15 protein-coding genes are annotated in these 18110 nt (G+C 60.7%); 8 read left to right on the top strand and 7 right to left on the bottom strand.

The genetic code is table 11. The features are described from left to right. Window positions 1–285 precede the first annotated feature (285 nt). From ACIPL2_RS19115 to ACIPL2_RS19090, 6 genes are all read left to right on the top strand, one after another. A complete protein-coding gene (locus ACIPL2_RS19115; protein ID WP_401358578.1) occupies window positions 286–1212 on the top strand; it encodes a LysR family transcriptional regulator in 927 nt (308 codons plus the stop codon). A 124-nt stretch (window positions 1213–1336) separates the two neighbouring features. Next, window positions 1337–2617 (top strand): flavin-containing monooxygenase, encoded by a 1281-nt coding sequence (locus ACIPL2_RS19110; protein ID WP_401358577.1) that lies wholly within the window; start codon window positions 1337–1339, stop codon window positions 2615–2617. 13 nt (window positions 2618–2630) lie between these two features. Next, window positions 2631–3344 (top strand): SDR family NAD(P)-dependent oxidoreductase, encoded by a 714-nt coding sequence (locus ACIPL2_RS19105; RefSeq protein ID WP_401358575.1) that lies wholly within the window; start codon window positions 2631–2633, stop codon window positions 3342–3344. An 86-nt stretch (window positions 3345–3430) separates the two neighbouring features. Beyond that, the gene (locus ACIPL2_RS19100) at window positions 3431–4780 is read left to right on the top strand and encodes an MFS transporter (protein WP_401358573.1); all 1350 of its coding nucleotides are present in this window, start codon (window positions 3431–3433) and stop codon (window positions 4778–4780) included. An 8-nt stretch (window positions 4781–4788) separates the two neighbouring features. After that, window positions 4789–5181, top strand: coding sequence for a Rid family hydrolase (locus ACIPL2_RS19095; protein ID WP_008062571.1), 393 nt, complete (start codon window positions 4789–4791; stop codon window positions 5179–5181). Between the two features lie 71 nt (window positions 5182–5252). After that, window positions 5253–6896: an acetolactate synthase large subunit gene (locus tag ACIPL2_RS19090; RefSeq protein WP_401358572.1), complete on the top strand. Its 1644-nt coding sequence runs from the start codon at window positions 5253–5255 to the stop codon at window positions 6894–6896. 159 nt (window positions 6897–7055) lie between these two features. On the opposite strand, the gene ACIPL2_RS19085 is transcribed toward ACIPL2_RS19090, so the two are convergent. Then, window positions 7056–7856: an aspartate/glutamate racemase family protein gene (locus ACIPL2_RS19085; RefSeq protein ID WP_401358571.1), complete on the bottom strand. Its 801-nt coding sequence runs from the start codon at window positions 7854–7856 to the stop codon at window positions 7056–7058. 224 nt (window positions 7857–8080) lie between these two features. Then, on the bottom strand, window positions 8081–9094 hold the full coding sequence (locus tag ACIPL2_RS19080) for an NAD(P)-dependent alcohol dehydrogenase (RefSeq protein ID WP_401358570.1): 1014 nt from the start codon (window positions 9092–9094) through the stop codon (window positions 8081–8083). Between the two features lie 158 nt (window positions 9095–9252). Here ACIPL2_RS19080 and ACIPL2_RS19075 point away from each other — a divergent pair, with 158 nt between their 5' ends. After that, window positions 9253–10167 (top strand): LysR family transcriptional regulator, encoded by a 915-nt coding sequence (locus ACIPL2_RS19075; protein ID WP_401358568.1) that lies wholly within the window; start codon window positions 9253–9255, stop codon window positions 10165–10167. 26 nt (window positions 10168–10193) lie between these two features. Here ACIPL2_RS19075 and ACIPL2_RS19070 read toward each other — a convergent pair whose 3' ends face one another. From ACIPL2_RS19070 to ACIPL2_RS19050, 5 genes are all read right to left on the bottom strand, one after another. After that, entirely contained in the window at window positions 10194–11000 is an 807-nt protein-coding gene (locus ACIPL2_RS19070; RefSeq protein WP_401358567.1) for an energy transducer TonB, read from the bottom strand. Further along, a complete protein-coding gene (tolR, locus tag ACIPL2_RS19065; protein WP_401358566.1) occupies window positions 10997–11443 on the bottom strand; it encodes a protein TolR in 447 nt (148 codons plus the stop codon). The genes ACIPL2_RS19070 and tolR overlap by 4 nt, the downstream gene beginning before the upstream one ends. A 13-nt stretch (window positions 11444–11456) precedes the next feature. Continuing rightward, complete coding sequence (gene tolQ / locus ACIPL2_RS19060; protein ID WP_401358565.1) at window positions 11457–12158, bottom strand: protein TolQ; 702 nt, start codon at window positions 12156–12158, stop codon at window positions 11457–11459. A 97-nt stretch (window positions 12159–12255) separates the two neighbouring features. Continuing rightward, window positions 12256–14169 (bottom strand): phytase, encoded by a 1914-nt coding sequence (locus ACIPL2_RS19055; RefSeq protein WP_401358563.1) that lies wholly within the window; start codon window positions 14167–14169, stop codon window positions 12256–12258. A 41-nt stretch (window positions 14170–14210) separates the two neighbouring features. Further along, a complete protein-coding gene (locus ACIPL2_RS19050; protein ID WP_401358562.1) occupies window positions 14211–16739 on the bottom strand; it encodes a TonB-dependent receptor in 2529 nt (842 codons plus the stop codon). A 448-nt stretch (window positions 16740–17187) separates the two neighbouring features. Between ACIPL2_RS19050 and ACIPL2_RS19045 the strand changes: the two genes are divergently transcribed. Beyond that, entirely contained in the window at window positions 17188–18102 is a 915-nt protein-coding gene (locus ACIPL2_RS19045; RefSeq protein ID WP_401358561.1) for a GGDEF domain-containing protein, read from the top strand. Window positions 18103–18110: the final 8 nt, after the last annotated feature.

Below are 18110 nucleotides of genomic sequence, written 5' to 3'. Positions count from 1 at the left end.
TATTGTTATGGGGTAAAACGCCACGCAGACTCAATGGAACAGTCCGCCACGGCGACACGCCTCTTGTCTGCTCAAGGTAAGTCAGTAAACGCTGCGCCGGTATCAAGACGAACAGCATCTGAAAGGGGGAAATCTCCAACGCGGCTAAAGGTTTCTCTTAGTCGCGCCTGTCCCGATCTGATTGATTTAACGAAGTGGAGTGAGCCGCTGTCACGGATTTGACCGGCTTCGCGATACAGCGAAACTGTGTCATGTTGACTTCATCATTGATGATGGATCTGCTCTATGACACTGCAACAACTCCACTACTTTCTCGCCGCCATCGAGCACGGTACGTTTTCCAAGGCAGCCGAGAGCTTGCACATCTCACAACCCTCGCTTTCCGAGCAGATCCTGCGACTGGAAGAGCACTTGGGCACGCATGTGTTCATCCGCACCAATCGCCGACTGGTGCTCACCGAGGCCGGGCGGCGTTTGCAGCCGTTTGCCCAGGGCATGGTGACCTCGGCGCGCCAGGGTTATGAAGCGGTGCAGGCGGTGCGGGAGTTGTCCGGTGGCGTGGCCAGTTTTGGCACCTTCGGTACGGCGCATCACTACTTTCTCACTGACCTGATCGAGCAGTTCCGCACGCAGCATCCGGACATGCGCATCAAGATCGTCGGCTACAACTCTTCGGAAATTGCCGAGTTGGTGAGCCAGGGCGAGATTGAAGCAGGCTTGGTCATGCTGCCCATCAAGCAGCAGAATCTCGCCGTGAGCGAACCGGTATGGTCGGCCCAGGTGGGATACATCAGCGCCGACCCGGAGCGACTCAAGGGTCCGAAAACCATCAGTGACCTGGCTGTCGCACCATTGATATTGACCGAGGCGCGCTGGAGTACCGGAGATCCCATTCGCCGGCTATTGGCGCAACTGGCGGCCAAGGGCGGCGAGGTGCTGGACCCGATCATCGAGGTCGAGCACCAAATCACCGGGTTCGAGCTGGCGGCGCGCGGGTTGGGCGATGTGATTGCCACCCGCCCGATCCTGCACCAACTGGGCTTCAACGACCGCCTGGGCTGGGTGCCGATCAACCCGCCGATCTTCGAGGTTTTTGGCTTCATCCATCGCCACGACACGCCGATATCGCCGCCCACTCGGGTGCTGATCAACCTGATGCGCAGCCACCTGAGCCGTATCCAGAATCTGTACGCCCATCTGGAATCGCTCTAGCCATAGGCAATACCTATAGGACACACATGGCTTAGCCCATTCATCCGCGCTTTGCGCGGACGGATACTCAAACCACGGACGCCAACAACAGGCGCTTCCAACGTTCGAGGAATGGGGAGTCATAATGTCCAATCACTATTGCATCATTGGTGCCGGGGCCGCTGGCCTTGCCGCACTGAAGACCATGACCGACGCCGGCTTCCACGTGGACTGTTTCGAGAAGTCCGGGAACATCGGCGGTCACTGGAACACCGACTACGATGCCCTGCATCTGATTACCCCGAAAAGCAGCTCCTGCTTCGACGGCTTCCCCATGCCTGCGGACTATCCGGTTTATCCGAGCCGCGATCAGGTCAAGGCGTACATGAACGACTACGCCGACACGTTCGGCCTGCGCGAGAAAATCACCTTCAACACCGAAGTGCGCAGCCTTGTCCCGCTGGGCGAAAACGGCGAAGCCGGTTGGCAAGTCACCCTCACCGACGGCACCAGCAAGCACTACGCCGGCGTGCTGGTTGCCAACGGCCACTTGTGGGATTGCAAGATCCCGCAAGTCGGTCAGCGCTTTACCGGTGTGTCGATTCATTCCGGTGAATACCGCAACGTCCAGCAAGTGAAAGGCAAAGTATTGGTCGTCGGCTTCGGCAACTCCGGTTGCGACCTGGCGGTGGATGCGGCGCAGGCACGACTGGACACCACCATCGTCATCCGTCGCGGCCAACTGTTCCAGCCCAAGACCATTTTCGGCGTACCCCGTGGCGAGCTGCCGTTCCTCGGGCAACTCCCGCCCGAGCAGCAGAACATGGTCATGAACATGCTGATCATGGCCACCGTTGGCACCCACAGGAATTACCCCGGCATGCCCGCGCCGGACACCTATGACCTGGACGCACAACCACCGGTGGTCAACACCCTGTTGCTGTACTGGATTCAGCATGGCCGCATCAAGGTCGCTCCGGGCATCGAGAACATCGAAGGCAAGACCGTCACCTTCACCGATGGCAGCCAGGGTGACTACGACACCATCGTCTGGGCCACCGGTTTCAACACTCGCTTGCCGTTCCTCGATGAGAGCCTGCTGCACTGGCGTGACGGCGTCCCGCTGCGCACCGCGGCGATGACCTTGCCGACCAACCTGGAAGGTCTGTTCTACATAGGCCTGGGTGCCCCGCGTGGCCCGCAATGGCCGGTGTACTGCGACCAGACCAAATTGGTCATGCGCTTTCTCAAGCTGCGTGCCGCCGGCATCAAAGGCCTGGCCGCCAAGTTCGCCAAGCTGCAACCGGCCGAGTCGCGCATCGATATCGTCAAACGCGAATGGCTGAGCAACTACCAGGACACCCAGAGCCAACTGGACGTCATGGAACTTGCCCTGCTGCCCCACTCCCTCCCTGAAACCGCCTGATCGGAAGACCACTATGAACAATGCACCTCACTCCAGCGTCATCGTGACCGGTACCTCTTCCGGCATGGGCCAGGCCGTCGCACAACGTTTTCAGGATGAAGGCTGGCACGTCGTCGCCGTCGACGTGACGCCCAGCAAGCAAGCTGCCAGCGCCGTGTTCTCGCCAGTCGTCGGCGACATTACTCGCGAAGAAGCGCTGACCAGTGCCATCGACGCCGCCCTGGACGGCAAGGCGCCGCTGCGCGCCATCGTCAACGCGGCGGGGATCTTCCCCACCTCGTCGCTGGAAAGCTACAGCGAGTCGTTGTACCGGAAAATTTTCGACATCAACGTACTAGGCTCATTGAACATCGCCCGCATTGGCACCCGTCACCTGAAAGCAGCCGGTGGTGGCGCCATCGTGTTTTTCGCCTCGGTCGATGCGTTCACCGTCTCCAAAAACCAGCTGCTGTACAGCGCCTCAAAAGCCGCGGTGGTAGCGATGACCCGCTCGCTGGCCATCGAACTCGCCGACCACAACATTGTGGTGAACGCTCTTGCACCTGGCTGGGTCGACACTGAAGGAACCCGTGCCGGCGGGCGTATCGAAGCCGCCATCGAGTCCATCCCGTTGAAACGCGCGGCACGCGTTGAAGAGATCGCCGATTGGGTCTGGCAGTTGAGCGCCAAACCTTCCTACATCACTGGCGAATCGCTGTGCATCGCCGGTGGTGTGTTCATGCGCTGACCTGAGCGCAGGCCCCACGCGTCAGACGTGGGCCTGCTCCTCCTATTGACTGCTGCCTCACTACAATTATTCCAGAGGGCAATATCATGGGCGAATTACACGCTACCGCGATTCCTGAGTTTTCCAGCAATGATGCGCCAGCCGAGCAATCGCGCAAACGCCTGTCAAAAGCCGTCATCGGCGTGACCCTCGGCAACATGGTCGAATGGTTCGACTTTGCGCTGTACTCCTCCTTGGCAGGGATCATCGGCAAAACGTTCTTCCACTCTGAAAATCACGCCACTCAATTGATGGCGATTTACGCGACGTTCGCCGCCGGCTTTTTGATCCGCCCGCTGGGCAGCTTGATCTTTGGCCCCATTGGCGACAAATACGGGCGTCGTACCGCGTTGTCCCTGAGCATTTCGCTGATGGCCATCGCGACTTTCACCATTGCCTTGATTCCTGGCTATGCCAGCATCGGCATATTCGCGCCCATCCTGCTGGTACTGATGAGGTTGCTGCAGGGCCTTTCCACCGGTGGCGAATACGGCGGCTCCTGCACGTTCATTGCTGAACACGCTCCGGACAAACGTCGTGGTTATTTCACCAGCTGGCTGGAATTCGGCAACATTTCAGGCTTCCTGATTGGCGGTGCCGTGGTCAGCCTGTTTACCCTCGCGCTGGGTGAACAAGCCATGAGCGAATGGGGCTGGCGTGTGCCTTTCGCCATCGGCGGCTTGCTTGGCCTGATTGCGCTTTACCTGCGTCTTGGCCTGGAAGAAACGCCGGTTTTCAAGGAAATCCAGAAGAACGAAGCACTGCACAAATCGTCCACTGGCGAGAAAACCAGCCTCTTCAGTCTGATGATTAACGAGTGGCCTCAGATGCTCAAATGCATGGGGTTGGTGACCGTGTTCAACGTCACCTACTACATCGTGCTTGGCTACATCCCCGGCTACCTGGAAAACGTGCTCGGCTACAGCAACAGTTTCAGCCTTTCCCTGGGTCTGGCCGCGACCTTGTTCATGCTGGTGCTGATACCGGTGTCCGGCCACATGGCGGACCGTTTCGGTCGCAACCGCATGATCATTTGCGGCTGCGTGTTGCTGATCGTGATGGCGTTCCCCTGCTTCATGCTGCTGCATACCGGACAGGTCGGTTTCCTCTTCGCAGCTTTATTGACGCTGACCCTGTCGCAACTGTTTTTTGAAGGGGCGATGCCGGCGACCCTGACTTCACTGTTCGGTGCCCGTGTGCGCTACAGCGCTCTGGCCATCAGCTACAACATTGCCGTGTCGCTCTTCGGCGGCACCGCCCCGCTGATCAACACTTGGCTGATCTCCACCACCGGCAATCAGATGATACCGGCCTGGTACCTGATCGCCGGTGCCGTGGTCGGCCTGATATCGATCCTGTTCGTCAAGGATTCCACCGGTAAACCCCTCCCAAAATGAGACATGACATGACCAGCAAAACTGCATCGCGGCAAAACATTTCTTCGGGCGGCCAGTACGAATCGGTGTTCGGTTACTCCCGTGCCGTACGCGTCGGCAACCACCTGCACATCTCCGGCACGTGCGCCTCGCCCGATTACGAGCACAGCAATGCCTATGAACAGGCACAAGCGATTCTCGGCACGGTGAAAAAGGTCCTGGCCGAAGCCGAGATGAGCGTTGAGGACGTGGTACGCACTGTGGTTTACCTGCGCGACATCAACGATGCCGCGATTGTGGCCAAGGCGCACAGCGAAGTGTTCGACGGGATCCGTCCGGCCAGCAGCCTGATCCAGGTGGATTCGATGCTGCGCCCTTGGCAGAAAGTCGAAATCGAAACCTACGCCATCGTCGCAGACTGACGTTCGCGATTCACCACAGAGGCCGCGACCCTGTCGCGGCCTTTTTTTGACCGTAAAAAGGCTGACCCATCATGATCAAAGCTGCCGAGTTAGTTGTGAAGTGCCTGGAAAACGAAGGGGTGGAATACGTGTTCGGTATTCCCGGTGAAGAAAACCTGGACCTGCTGGACTCACTTTCGCGCTCGTCCATCAAGCTGGTCCTGACCCGTCACGAGCAACCTGCGGGCTTCATGGCCGCCACGTATGGCCGCCTCACCGGCAAGACCGGCGTGTGCCTGTCCACCCTCGGCCCCGGCGCCACCAACCTGGTGACGGCCAGTGCCTACGCCTATCTGGGCGGCATGCCGATGATGATGATCACCGGCCAGAAGCCGATCAAGAAATCCAAGCAGGGGCGTTTCCAGATTCTCGACGTGTGCGCCATGATGGCGCCGCTGACCAAGTACACCCACCAGCTTGCTTCGGCAGATAACATCCCTTCGCGCATCCGCGAAGCGATTCGTCTGGCCGAAGAAGAGAAACCGGGTTCAGTGCACCTGGAGCTTCCCGAAGACATTGCCGCCGAGTACACCGAGAGCACGCCCATCGCCCCAAGCCTGAGCCGCCGCCCGGTGGCCGAACACAAGGCGATCCGTGCCGCCGTGGCCAAACTCGAAGCGGCACGCAGCCCGGTGCTGGTGATCGGTGCCGGCGCCAACCGCAAGATGACCGCGCGGGTCTTGCGCCAGCTGATCGAAAAAACCGGCATCCCGTTCATCACCACGCAGATGGGCAAAGGTGTGGTGGACGAGCGTCATTCGCGCTTCCTGGGTAACGCCGCACTGTCCTCGGGTGACTTCGTTCATCGTGCGCTGGAGTCCGCCGACCTGATCGTCAACATCGGCCACGACGTCATCGAGAAGCCACCCTTCTTCATGGTTCGCGGCGGAACTGAAGTGGTGCACATCAGCTTCCGTTCCGCTGAGGTCGACCCGGTGTACTTCCCGCAGATCGAAGTGGTCGGCGACATCGCCAATGCGGTCTGGCAAATCAAGGAAAATATCGAAGTGCAGCCCACTTGGGACTTCGAACGCCTGCTGACCATTCGTGAAGCCAACGAGGCCCATGTCGCTGAAGGCAGCGACGACGCACGCTTCCCGGTGTACCCGCAACGCCTCGTTGCAGACCTGCGCAGCGTGATGCCGTCCGAAGGCATCGTGGCGCTGGACAACGGCATCTACAAAATATGGTTTGCCCGCAACTACAAGGCCTACATGCCCAACACCGTGTTGTTGGACAACGCCCTGGCGACCATGGGCGCCGGCCTGCCCTCGGCGATGGCCGCACGCCTGGTGTATCCCGACACGCCGATCGTGGCGGTCTGCGGCGACGGCGGATTCATGATGAACAGCCAGGAAATCGAAACCGCCGTACGACTCAACATGAACCTGGTCGTCATCATCCTGCGTGACGACGGCTACGGCATGATCCGCTGGAAGCAGCAACAGATGGGCTTCGACGACTTCGGTCTGGACTACGGCAACCCGGACTTCGTGCGTTATGCCCAGAGCTACGGTGCCCACGGCCACCGGGTCGAAAGCGCAGAGAGTTTCGCCCCGCTGGTCTCAGAGTGCCTGCAGATCCCTGGCGTGCATGTGATCGACTGCCCCGTGGACTACTCGGACAACGAACGCATTTTGCTGCATGACATCAAGACCCTGAGTGCCAGCATCTGACCAAAAGATCGCAGCCTCGCTTCACTCGACAGCTCCTACAGGGATTTACGGGTACCTGTAGGAGCGAAGCTTGCTCGCGAAAGCGCCGGGTCTGCCAACATCAATATTGACTGACCCAGCGCTTTCGCGAGCAAGCTTCGCTCCTACAGGGATCTCATTTTAATCCCCGGCAGGCAACAGCCCCAACGCCTTGCGCGCCTGGTCAATCGACGCCGGCGCGATCCCGGAAAACAGGTTTGCGCTGCTTTTCACCAGCCCGGTGCACTGGGCAATCCCCACCATGGCCTCCAGATACTTGAGCGCCACCGTCGACGAATCCACCACCGGAACTAGCGTGCCCTGCACCTGCCGATAACCGGCACGGCGCAACAGCGGCCCATAATAAGCACAGCCCACCAGAATCACGTCCGCACCGTCGGCGATGCATTGCCGCGCCACAGCTTCCAGCCTCGGAATAAAGCGCTCGGCCGGCGAATGTATGGCTTCCAGCAGCAACTGTGCATCGGAAAACGGCTGGATCGAGCGCACCGGTTGACGGATGCAACGCTCGGTTAAGCCATAGCCAATGATGTCGCGTTCGATGGCCACGGCGGTTTTATCCGACACGGTGATGACCGCAAAGCGCTGCCCCATGGCGAGCGCCGCCAGCATCGACTGCTCCCCCACCGAGGCCACCGGGATGTCGAGCATTTCCCTTGTTTCCCACAGTGGGTCATTCCAGCAACCGAGGAAAACGCCATCGTAGCCGTCGGCCTGTGCCTTGATCGCCGCCTCCACCATCAACACCGAGTTCAAGTGTTCGGCGTACAGCGAACGAGTAAAACCACCGCTGTTGTCGAGGAAGCGAAAATCAAGCTGCGTGCCCTTCGCCAACGCGCCGCCGACCGTGTCGTGAATGGTGTTCCACAGAGGTTCAAGGACCGGATTACGGCCCGTGGGATGAATCCAGCAAAGTTTCATGGAGGGGTATTCCTGTTGGACGGAAAAACCGGCGAAACGGGTCGCCGGTTGGAAGAGTCAACAATGCTCAGGGCATCGGATACCGAGCCCCGAGGGGCATTGTTGCGCTCTTCATGTGCAGGGATGAACAGGACGTTTCCAGTACGTTGCATAGGCGATGCCTATACCTGAATGTGTCAGGTCGCCGCGTGTTAAAAAAAAGCGCCATTTCGGCGCCTTGCCTTTCATTCGGCGATCTTGATGACCACTTTCCCGAACGCACCCTTGGCCAGATGCTCGTAGGCTTCGCGAGCCTTTTCGAACGGATAGACCTGATCGATGACAGGTCGAATGTGCTGCTCGTTCAGGAATGCATTCATCCGGTCGAACGACGAGCGCGGAGCGACGGCGATGCCGCGAAGGGTCGTCTGGCGAAAGATCAGCGGCATCAGGTTCAGCTGGACCGTCTGCCCGGTCAAAAAACCAATCTGTGCAATACGCCCGGCGGCCTTGGTGGCGGCGACAGACTGATTGATGCCATTTCCGCCTGCCACATCCAGCAGCAGATCGACGCCTTTGCCATCGGTCAGCTTGAGCACTTCGTCCTCCCAGTTCGGCGTGCTTCGGTAGTTGATCCCTGCCACGGCTCCCAGGCTCATTACCGTTTGCAGGTTCCGGTCGCTGCTGGAGGTTGCAATGACCTTCGCCCCCAGCGCCGTAGCGATCTGCACGGCGAAGATGGAGACGCCACCCGTGCCCTGAACCAGCACGGTTTGCCCTGGCTGGACCTGCCCGAAATCGACCAGCGAGTACCACGCCGTGAGTGCGGCAATGGGCAATGTGGCCGCCTCTTCGTCACTCATGTTATCAGGCGCACGCACGGCGCTGTCCTCGTGGATGATCATGAACTCAGCCAATCCACCCGGCAGCGGAGAGCCGAAACAGTAATCCGGCTCAAGCGGCCCAGGCTCACCCTCCAGCCATCGCGAATACAGGTGCGAGTTGACGCGATCACCCACCTTATAGCGCGTGACGCCAGCGCCGACCGCCACCACCGTGCCGGCGGCGTCACTGACCGGAATCAGGTTTTTCGGCACCGTGTGCGGCTCGTAGATGCCGTCGACGATGGCCTTGTCTCGAAAGTTCAGCGAGACGGCGCCGACCTTGACCAGCAACTCGCCGGGCTTCGGATCAGGGGTCGGTACTTCACCCAGTTGCAGATTGTCGAGTCCAAAATCTTTGAGTAACCAAGCCTTCATTGCGCATCTCCAAAACAGTGTAAGTGGGCGGCACGTCCAAAGCTGGGCAGTACCGGTACGCATCTTTGGCGATTGGCGGGACGCAATAAATGCGTATAAAAGGACATAATTGTTGTTTCAGCAGGCAACAATCGCCTGAGTACGCAGAGGAAAAGGTCATGGAACTGCTGCAATCGATGCGACTCTTCGCCAGGCTCGCCGAACTCGGAAGCTTCACTAAAGCCGCTGAATCGCTGGCCATCGGGCGCCCCCAAGTCACCCGGTACATTCAGGAACTGGAGTCGTCATTGGGCGTGCGTTTGTTCCAGCGCACCACCAGGAAGGTGACGCTCACACCGGAGGGCGAGCGATTCTACGAACGGGTGCAGGACATTCTCGGCAGCATCGCCGCCGCGACGTCAATGTTTGACCGGTCCGGGGCAACACTGGGTGGAAGGCTTCGTATTGATGTGCCGACTGCATTCGCTCAAGTTGAGCTCATCGACAGTCTGAAAGAGTTCACCAGCGCCTTTCCGGCGATCAACCTGGTGCTTGGCGTGACTGACCGGACCGTTGACCTGGTGGGTGAAGGGATTGATTGCGCGCTGCGCATCGGCGAACTGCCCAACTCAACCTTGATCGCACGCCCGATTGGAATGGCCACAATGGTGACGTGCGCAGCCCCGAGCTATCTGCGCGAACACAGCGAACCCAAACGGCTGGAAGACCTGGCGGCCCATCAAGGCGTCAACTTCCTGTCCGGACACAGCAACAGGACATTGCCGTGGCATTTCACGGTTGAGGGTCAGGACAAGGCCTACATCAGCAACGCGGGAATCACCGTTACCGAGTCACACGCCTATGTTCAATGCGGTGTAGCGGGCTTCGGCATCATTCAAGCGCCAGGCATTGCCGTCGCCCGATACCTGAGCAGCGGCGCCCTGGTAGAAATTCTAACGCCCTACCGCCCTGCCCCTCGGCCTGTCACGGTGCTCTACCCAAGCCGGACGCACATCGCACCGCAGGTACAAGTCTTTATCGAGTGGCTGCAAGAGCGCTTTCCACAGCTCCACTCTGACTGGCTGGAACGCTAGAGGATCAGAGGCCCCCGGATGACCTCTCACTTGATCCGATAGTGGAACGTATTGCGCACGGCCGGCACAGCAACGGCTTGGCCATCGACGATTCGCGGTTGGTAACGGAAGGTGTTGGCGGCGGCCAGCGATGGACGAATAAACAGCGGGTGGCAGCCTTCGAGCACTCTTGGGTTTTCGACTTTGCCCTGTGGGTTGACGGTGTATTCCACAGAGCAATCACCCTCAATGTTTTTGTCCAGCGCCCGCTGCGGATAGTCCGGCGCTTCCTTGCTCAGGGGCAAGTACTGACGACTGTCGGCAGCGGTCTGGGCGGCCAGTTGGCGCGCGCGTTCTGCCGCCAGCCTGGCCTGCTCGGCGCGTTGCGCTTGCTGTGCTTGTTGCTGGGCGAGTTGCTGCTGCTCGGCCTCTCGGTTGAGTCGTTGCGTCTCCAGTCGCTCGGCTTGCTGCTCGCGTTTTTTATCCTCGACCCGCTTGCGCGCAAGGGCGGCCTGTTCGAGTTTCTTTTGTACCTGGAGCTGTGGATCGACAGCCGGTTTGATCGACTCGACGGGTGCGGCAGCAACAGGCTCGGGAGGTGCTGGCGGGGCTGATGCCGGTGCGGGTTCGGGGGCCTGCGGCTGAGCTTCTGGCGGCAGCATCACCAACTGGGTTCTCAACACCGTCGGCTGCGCGACGGGTGTTTTTTCCAGCGACCAACCGTGTACCAACAAGGCCAGGACGATGACGTGCAGCGCCACCGCCAGGCCCGCCGCCAGACTGTTGTGCCAGAACTTGCTGCGAACGCTGCGCGGCAACGTCAGGGTCGGAGTGTGCATGATCATCGCCGTCATTGCGGGGCCTCGGTCACCAGCCCGAGGTTACTGACGCCGCCCTGCTGCAACGCCGCCATGGCCGCGACCACGCGGCCATAGCCGGCGTCCTTGTCGGCGCGGATGAACACCTGCGTGTCATGCCGCTCGCTGACAATCTGCGCGACCTTGGCCCGCATGTCTTCGAGCGTCACCGCGCTGTCGGTCTGGCGCCGGGTGTCGAGTTCAGCGCCGAGGTTCCAGTAGTAACCGCCCTCGGCCTTCACCGACAGGGTCAGGATTTGCTGGTGCGTGTCCATGGCCAGGGCTTCACTGGCCACCTTGGGCAGGTCGATCTTCACCCCCTGAGTCAGCATCGGTGCGGTGACCATGAAAATCACCAGCAACACCAACATCACGTCGATGTACGGCACCACGTTCATTTCGGCCTTGGGCCCGTGCTTGCGTTGCGGTCTGACCAGCATCTTGATGCTCCTCTCAGGCTGCGGCGGCCAGGTTCAATGGCTTGCCGTGCAACGTGCGATGCAGGCGCACTTGCAGCTCATTGCCGAAGGCGTAGTAACGGGTGAGCAAGGTCTGGCTGCGCGAGGAAAAACGGTTGTAGGCAATCACCGCGGGTATCGCCGCAAACAGGCCGATGGCCGTGGCGATCAGCGCTTCAGCGATCCCCGGTGCGACAGTCGACAGCGTCGCTTGCTGCACCTGAGACAGGCCGAGAAACGAATTCATGATCCCCCAAACGGTGCCGAACAAGCCGATGTAAGGGCTGACCGAACCGACGGTCGCGAGGAACTGCAAGCCTTTCTCCAACTGCACTTCCTGCTCGCTGATGGCGACGTATAACGCGCGTTCCACCCCTTCGAGCACCACGTCGGCGGTATTGCCGGTGTGCTGATGCAGATGATTGAACTCGTGAAGCCCGGCGTGAAAGATCGGCTCGACGCCGTGCTCGCTGTCAGTCGTTTCCCGGTACAGCGACAGCAGGTCCGAGGCGCCGCGAAAGCGTTGCACAAACCCGTTCATCTGCCGTTCGCGCTGTTGCAGCACACGACTGCGCTGGATGATCAGGTACCAGCTGAGCAACGAGGCCATTAACAGGGTGAGCATGACCGCTTTGACTAACAGGCTGGCGTCGCTGATCAGCCCCCAGATCGTCATGTGTTCGAGCGTGGCCTGCATGGTGAAAACTCCTTGTCTGATGCCCTCGGGCCGCCGATGCGCGACGGCCGTTGAGCTATTCGATGAAAAACGGATGACGCGTTGATGACAGGTCGGGTCAAGGCAACTTCAGGGCCTGGGTGACGTCGGCCCACGGCACAAATTTGAAGTTCTGCGTCTGCTCGGGCATGCGTTTGCGGCCGTCCTGCACCACCAGCAGGCCTTGGCTCCAAGGCCCCCCGAGGTTTACCGAAGTGACTTCCAAGCCGTCGGTTTCTGACGCGCCGTCGATGCCGAGTTCGGCGTTCAGACCGACGCGAAAGGCGCCGCGCGCAGCAAACGGTGGTTCGGCGTCCAGCACCAGGTAGCTGTCGTTGCCCTGGCTGGAGATCACCAGATAGTCGTGAGCCGCGCTTTGATAGAGCGCCAGCCCTTCCACATCGGCCTGCAGTTGCGACCCGACCTTGATCACGCTGCTCAAGGTCGCCGGTTGATCGGCGCGGGCATCCACCGCCCAGACGCCGACGTCTTCTTCACCGAGAAACAGCCGTTGGCGCTGGTCGTCGGCCACGCACCCTTCGGGTTGGCTATCGACCTTGAACCGGCGCACCAACTCACCGTGCACCGTGCCGTTCGGCGCGCTCAGGCGGTATTGCAGGAAGGTGCCGTCCTTGTCGTTGGCAATGGCGTAGAGCTCGCCACTCGCCGGCTGAAACAGGCAGATGCCGTAGATCTCCTTGAGCGGCGAGGGGATCTCGCCGGCTTCGCGCAGCTCGCCGCTGCTCCGGTCGATGCTGAACAGGCTGAGGCTGTTACGATCGCGATTGCTCGCCACGGCGAGGTCGACCGTCTGCTGGCCCAGTTTGAAATTCGCCCGCACGTCGACGTTGTTCAGGCGTCCGACCGGCAGGTCCTGCAGCAACTTGCCTTGCAGGTCGTACGCCAGCAGCCCCTGTTTTTTATTGGTGCCCAGCACGCGGCTCAGCGACGGTTGCTGCGGGTGAATCCAGATCGCCGGATCGTCCGCCGCATCGCCCTGACGCCCGACCGGATCACTTTGACTCAGCGCCTTGACGTTCGGCAGCACGGGCGCCAACGGCACCGGCGTGGGCTGCCAGTCGAGTTCGCCCTGATACAGTCGGCCGTCGTCATCGTCACGCAGGAGTATCTGCAGGCCTTTATCGGTTGGGCGCAGGGCGAGGTTTTCCGGCTCCTTCAAGCCGGGTAGCGCCAGGGTTGCCTGAGCGGACCAGCGTTCACCCTGCTGCTGATAAAGGTGCAATTGCGCCGCTTTCGGGTCGAGCGCGACGACACCACCCGGCACCAACGCCACGGCGCCGGCGGTTTTCTTGATCTCGCCGAACGGCTCACGCAGGGCCACCGGGCTGCGCGTGACATCGGCTTCCGGGTGCGCCGGGTAAGCCCACCAACCGACGTTTTCCTCGTTGACCACCAATTGATTGGCGCCATCGTCGACCTGACAATCGGTGGCCGAAGGTGGCAGCGGCAGACCGCGCACACGTTGCGGCTGCGGGTTGAGCGTCGCGCCATTGCCCACCAGCCATTGCTCGCCCTTGCCCTCCTCGCCCACCAGAAACAGGAACAGGTTGCTGGCTTCGTCGCGGTACAGGCACAGGCCGTTGACCGGGTAATCCCGCGTCGGCAGATACACCGGCTGACCCCACGTGCGCTTGCCCGGATCGAGGCTGACCAGCAGCGCTTGCTGACGACTGCTGTCGAGGCTCGCGACCACCACCTGTTGGCCGGCGGCGCGGCTGTCCACGCCATTGAACGATCCCTTCAAGCGCGCCAGTTCCTTGCCTTGCGCATCCAGCAAGAGCAGGCCATCACGCTCGCTGGCGGCCAGGCGTTCGCCGTCGGCGCTGGCGGGCAGAAACGCCACCGCATCGACCGACAGGTTCGCGGCCCAGGGCTTGAGTGTCAGGGTCGGTGCGGCCGCCAACACCTGGCCGGCAGTCAGGCAAATCAGTGCAGCCAACACGTGGCGCGTGGGTAGAAACGAAATACTCATGAACAGGCAAAGTCCTTGTCGTGGGGCAGCGGCATCGGGGCTTAGAAGTGGGTGAAGGTCAGGCCGACTTTGTAGGTCGGGCCGTATTCTTCGTACTGGCCGTTGTAGGAACGGTGGCCGGTGTAAACGAAATACGGTTCATCGGTGAGGTTCTGCGCCTCAAAGCTGACTTGCAGGTTCTTGGTCAGCGAGTAACGCGCGCTGAAGTCGACAAAGGTCTGGGAGTCGACGTGCAGGTCGTGGGCCTTGTCGTCGATCGAGGCCAACTCAAAGAGGTAATCCGACTTGTAGTTGGCCGACAGGCGCAGGCTCAGCTTGTCGTCTTCCCAACCGAGCATCAGGTTGCCGACCGTGTCGGACTGATTGGGCAAATCGATGCTGCGTTTACGGTTGACGCCACTAGCAGCGTCGAAGCCTTTGATCTCGGCATCCGAGCGGCTGAACGTCGTGTTGGCGCCAATCAGCAGGCCGTTCCAGGGCGCGGGCAGCCAGTCGAATTTCTGCGAGTACGCCAGTTCCAGGCCATACAGCTTGGCGCTGTCGCCGTTGGCGAACGTGTGAGCCTCGGTGAAATCGACCCAGGCACCGGTGCCGGCGAGGTCGGTGTTGTAGACGAAATTCTTGATGTCTTTGTAGAACACGAACGCCGAGACGGTGCCGGCGCGGCCCATGTAGTGTTCGATGCCGAGGTCGAGGTTGCTCGATTCCAGCGGCTTGAGATCCGGGTTGCCGAAGGTCGCTTCGTCATCGTCGATGACAAACCCCGGCGCCAGTTGGCCGAAGGTCGGGCGCACCACGGACTTGGTCCAGGCCGCGCGCACCTGAGTGTTCTTGTCCAGCTGATAGCGCGCATGCAGCCCCGGCAACCAGTGGTGATAACGGCGCTTGGTCTCGGTGGACTGGAACTCGCCATCGGTGACACCAGTGCCCTTGGCTTCGAACTCGGTGCCCTCGTAGCGCAGGCCGGCGATGAAGCGCCAGTCATCGATATCCAGGGTGTTCATCAGGTAGCCGGCGTTGATGTCCTCGCTGATCTTGAAGTCGTTGACCCGCGATTCGGTCTCGTCATAGAAGTCCGCTTGATTGAGGCCGCCGATCAACTGCTTGACCGCACTGCCACTGATACCCGGCCCGAACTGGCCGAGACGGTAGTCGACAGTGCCCTTCTTGAATTGCGTCAGATTTAGTTGGTCATCACTGAAACCCAGGTCGTCGAAATCTTCATAGACCCAGGCATCGAGGTTGTTGTCCTTGTTGCGCCGGCTGACCTTGCCGCCGAACTTGACCTGGGACGCATAGCCTTTGAAGTCGTAGTCGCGAGCGAGGTCCAGGCGCAGGTTTTTCTCGGTGTCGGTGGTTTTCTGTTTTTCCCAGTCGACTTTGTCGAGGCTGAAATTGCTCGGGTCATAGAAGGCTTGGCCAATGATCGGCCGTGGCTTGTCGTTGTCGTAGAAACCTGTGTCCGTGAAGTCATCAATACCGGCGAATTCGGCATTGGCGATGTGGCCCGGACTGTCCTCGCTGGAGCGGCTGTAACCGGCCTGGCCGCTGAGGGTCCAGAGGCCGAACATACGCTCGCCGCCGAGCACGTAGGACTGGATTTCCTGGGTCTCTTCGCGCTGCTTGAGTTTGCGCGAACCTTCGGCATCGCCCAGTTCGCCCGCAGCCTGTGGGTCGGCAAATTCGAAGCTAGTGGAGTTGCGCGTTTCACTGTCCTTGTAGCGGCTGTAGAGCGTGCGCAGGTAATAGCTGCTGAGGTCGTCGGGCTTGTAATCGAAGTTCAGGCCGCCGCCGGTGCGTTCGCGGCTGATGTCGTAGTCCCGTTGCTCGAACTCCTCGAGTTTAGCGCCCTGCTGGAAATCCCAGGCACCGCCGGTTTCGACGTTGTCCGAACCGAAGTCGCGCTTCTGCCAGCTCAGCGCGGCGGCGACACCAAAGTTGTCGATGCCGTCGCCGAGGCTGAAACGGTCACTGGCCGCGCCGGAAAACTTCGGGCTGGTCTGGTGGGTGTTCTGGTCATAGCTGGCCTCGCTGCTGCCGGTGAAGAACAGCCCCGTGTGATCGAAGGCCGAGAGGCTCTGCACATCAACAGTGCCGCCCAGCGAGTTGGCGTCCATGTCCGGGGTCAGGGTCTTGATCACCGACAAGGATTGCACCAGTTCTGCCGGCAAAACATCGAGGGCCACGGCGCGGCGTTCGCTTTCCGGCGACGGCACCAGCGTGCCGTTGATGGTCACGCTGTTAAGGTCCGGCCCCAGGCCGCGCACGCTGACAAACCGCCCTTCGCCCTGATCACGCTCGACACTGACGCCCGGTAATCGCTGCACCGCTTCGGCGACGTTTTCGTCCGGCAGTTGAGCCACGCCGTCGGCATGCACCACGCTCTTGATACTGTCGGAATTGCGCTGTTCCTTCAGCGCTTGATCAATGCTCGCCGCCTGCCCGACCACTTCGACGTGTTCAGTGTTGGGTGCGGTCTCGGCGGCGCTCAGGCGCTCGCTGGCCATCGCCATGGCCAAGGCGGTGAGCGTAAAGCTGACGATCCCGGCGGTACTGCTGCGCTGGTACATGGTGGTCCTCCCCAGAGTCCGATAACGCCAGGCAAGTGGCCCGGCAACTGGAAGGGCACGCTAGGTTCGGCGGATGACAGTCCTGTGACAACGGTTGGAAGGGAGCGCTTTAAACCGGGGTTTTGCCGGGATTGCGAGGCAAACTGAGCTGATTTGACCCGTCACCAGCCATCACGCATTCCCTGTAGCAGCTGCCGAAGGCTGCGTTCGGCTGCGCAGCAGTCGTAAACCCGGAGCACGCGGTGCATCAGGCAGACCGCGTCGGCTGGATTGACGACTGCTGCGCAGCCGAACGCAGCCTTCGGCAGCTGCTACAGGGAGTGCGGGGGTTTTCGGGGGAAAACTGCGCAGGGCCGTGAGCTGATTCGACCTCACCGCCCAGTCACCCCGCTGTCATAAACATCTGCTGTGCTGACGCGCAATACCTCTTCGCCAAAGGATCACGGCCATGTTCTCAGTGCTCAAACCCCATCGTTGGAAACTCGCCTTGCTGCTGTTGGCGGCGAACATGGGATTGCTGCTGCACCTGGCCTGCGGTGAGTTGAAAAGCGTCAGCGAATGGGTCTGGCTGGACATCGTCGGCGAAGGTGGCTCCGCGCTGCTTGCGCTGGTCTGGCTGGGGCTGGTGCTCAAGAGTCGCCCGGCAGGGCGCGTCACTAACTACCTGGCGCTGGGCTTGAGTTGCATCTTTTTCTCCTGGTGGATCGACAGCCTCGACGAGTTCATCCGCCTGCCCGACAGCATCACCTGGGACCACTGGCTGGAGTCCGGGCCGATGCCGGTGGGCATGATTCTGCTGACCCTCGGCATCTATCACTGGCACCGCGAACAACTGGCGATCAGCGCGCAGATGGAGAAGCGCGAAAAGCTTTTTCGCGAACACCGGCTGTTCGACAAACTCACGCCATTGGGCGGTGCCGATTACCTCAAGCGCCAGTTGATCACCAGCCTCGAAGACAGCCAAGGCCAGGCGCAACCCTTGTCATTGCTGGTGCTGGACGTCGATAACTTCGCGGCGATCAATCAGGCCTTCGGGCATGCCGAAGGCGATGCCGTGTTGCAGGCGCTCAGTCATTTACTGCTGCTCAACCTGCGCCGCCAGGACCTGCTCTGCCGACTGGCCGGCGACCGATTCGTGGTGTTGCTGCCCAACACCGGCGAGAGCCAGGCACGCCTGCTGGCGCTGGAACTGCAACAGGCCGTTCAGGGCCTGGCCCACAAAACCCGACAACACGGCGAGCGCATTCACCTGTCGGCCGCTACTGCGGTGGTCATGGCCGTGGATGAAACGCCGGATGCCCTGCTCAAACGCCTCAACCTGGCACTGGCCCGGGCCAAACAGCCCTTGGCAAAAACTGCCTGAGGCCTGCT

It is taken from the genome of Pseudomonas sp. NPDC086251, from assembly GCF_044746405.1.
Lineage (GTDB): Bacteria > Pseudomonadota > Gammaproteobacteria > Pseudomonadales > Pseudomonadaceae > Aquipseudomonas.
The sequence above is the reverse complement of the archived record's forward strand: the minus strand, read 5'-3'. Positions and strand labels throughout refer to the sequence as shown.

Excerpts from the sequence above, each read along its gene's own strand:
- ACIPL2_RS19115 (WP_401358578.1), top strand. The coding sequence starts at position 286 with ATGACACTGCAACAACTCCACTACTTTCTCGCCGCCATCGAGCACGGT.
- ACIPL2_RS19110 (WP_401358577.1), top strand. The coding sequence starts at position 1,337 with ATGTCCAATCACTATTGCATCATTGGTGCCGGGGCCGCTGGCCTTGCC.
- ACIPL2_RS19105 (WP_401358575.1), top strand. The coding sequence starts at position 2,631 with ATGAACAATGCACCTCACTCCAGCGTCATCGTGACCGGTACCTCTTCC.
- ACIPL2_RS19100 (WP_401358573.1), top strand. The coding sequence starts at position 3,431 with ATGGGCGAATTACACGCTACCGCGATTCCTGAGTTTTCCAGCAATGAT.
- ACIPL2_RS19095 (WP_008062571.1), top strand. The coding sequence starts at position 4,789 with ATGACCAGCAAAACTGCATCGCGGCAAAACATTTCTTCGGGCGGCCAG.
- ACIPL2_RS19090 (WP_401358572.1), top strand. The coding sequence starts at position 5,253 with ATGATCAAAGCTGCCGAGTTAGTTGTGAAGTGCCTGGAAAACGAAGGG.
- ACIPL2_RS19085 (WP_401358571.1), bottom strand. The coding sequence starts at position 7,856 with ATGAAACTTTGCTGGATTCATCCCACGGGCCGTAATCCGGTCCTTGAA.
- ACIPL2_RS19080 (WP_401358570.1), bottom strand. The coding sequence starts at position 9,094 with ATGAAGGCTTGGTTACTCAAAGATTTTGGACTCGACAATCTGCAACTG.
- ACIPL2_RS19075 (WP_401358568.1), top strand. The coding sequence starts at position 9,253 with ATGGAACTGCTGCAATCGATGCGACTCTTCGCCAGGCTCGCCGAACTC.
- ACIPL2_RS19070 (WP_401358567.1), bottom strand. The coding sequence starts at position 11,000 with ATGACGGCGATGATCATGCACACTCCGACCCTGACGTTGCCGCGCAGC.
- tolR (WP_401358566.1), bottom strand. The coding sequence starts at position 11,443 with ATGCTGGTCAGACCGCAACGCAAGCACGGGCCCAAGGCCGAAATGAAC.
- tolQ (WP_401358565.1), bottom strand. The coding sequence starts at position 12,158 with ATGCAGGCCACGCTCGAACACATGACGATCTGGGGGCTGATCAGCGAC.
- ACIPL2_RS19055 (WP_401358563.1), bottom strand. The coding sequence starts at position 14,169 with ATGAGTATTTCGTTTCTACCCACGCGCCACGTGTTGGCTGCACTGATT.
- ACIPL2_RS19050 (WP_401358562.1), bottom strand. The coding sequence starts at position 16,739 with ATGTACCAGCGCAGCAGTACCGCCGGGATCGTCAGCTTTACGCTCACC.
- ACIPL2_RS19045 (WP_401358561.1), top strand. The coding sequence starts at position 17,188 with ATGTTCTCAGTGCTCAAACCCCATCGTTGGAAACTCGCCTTGCTGCTG.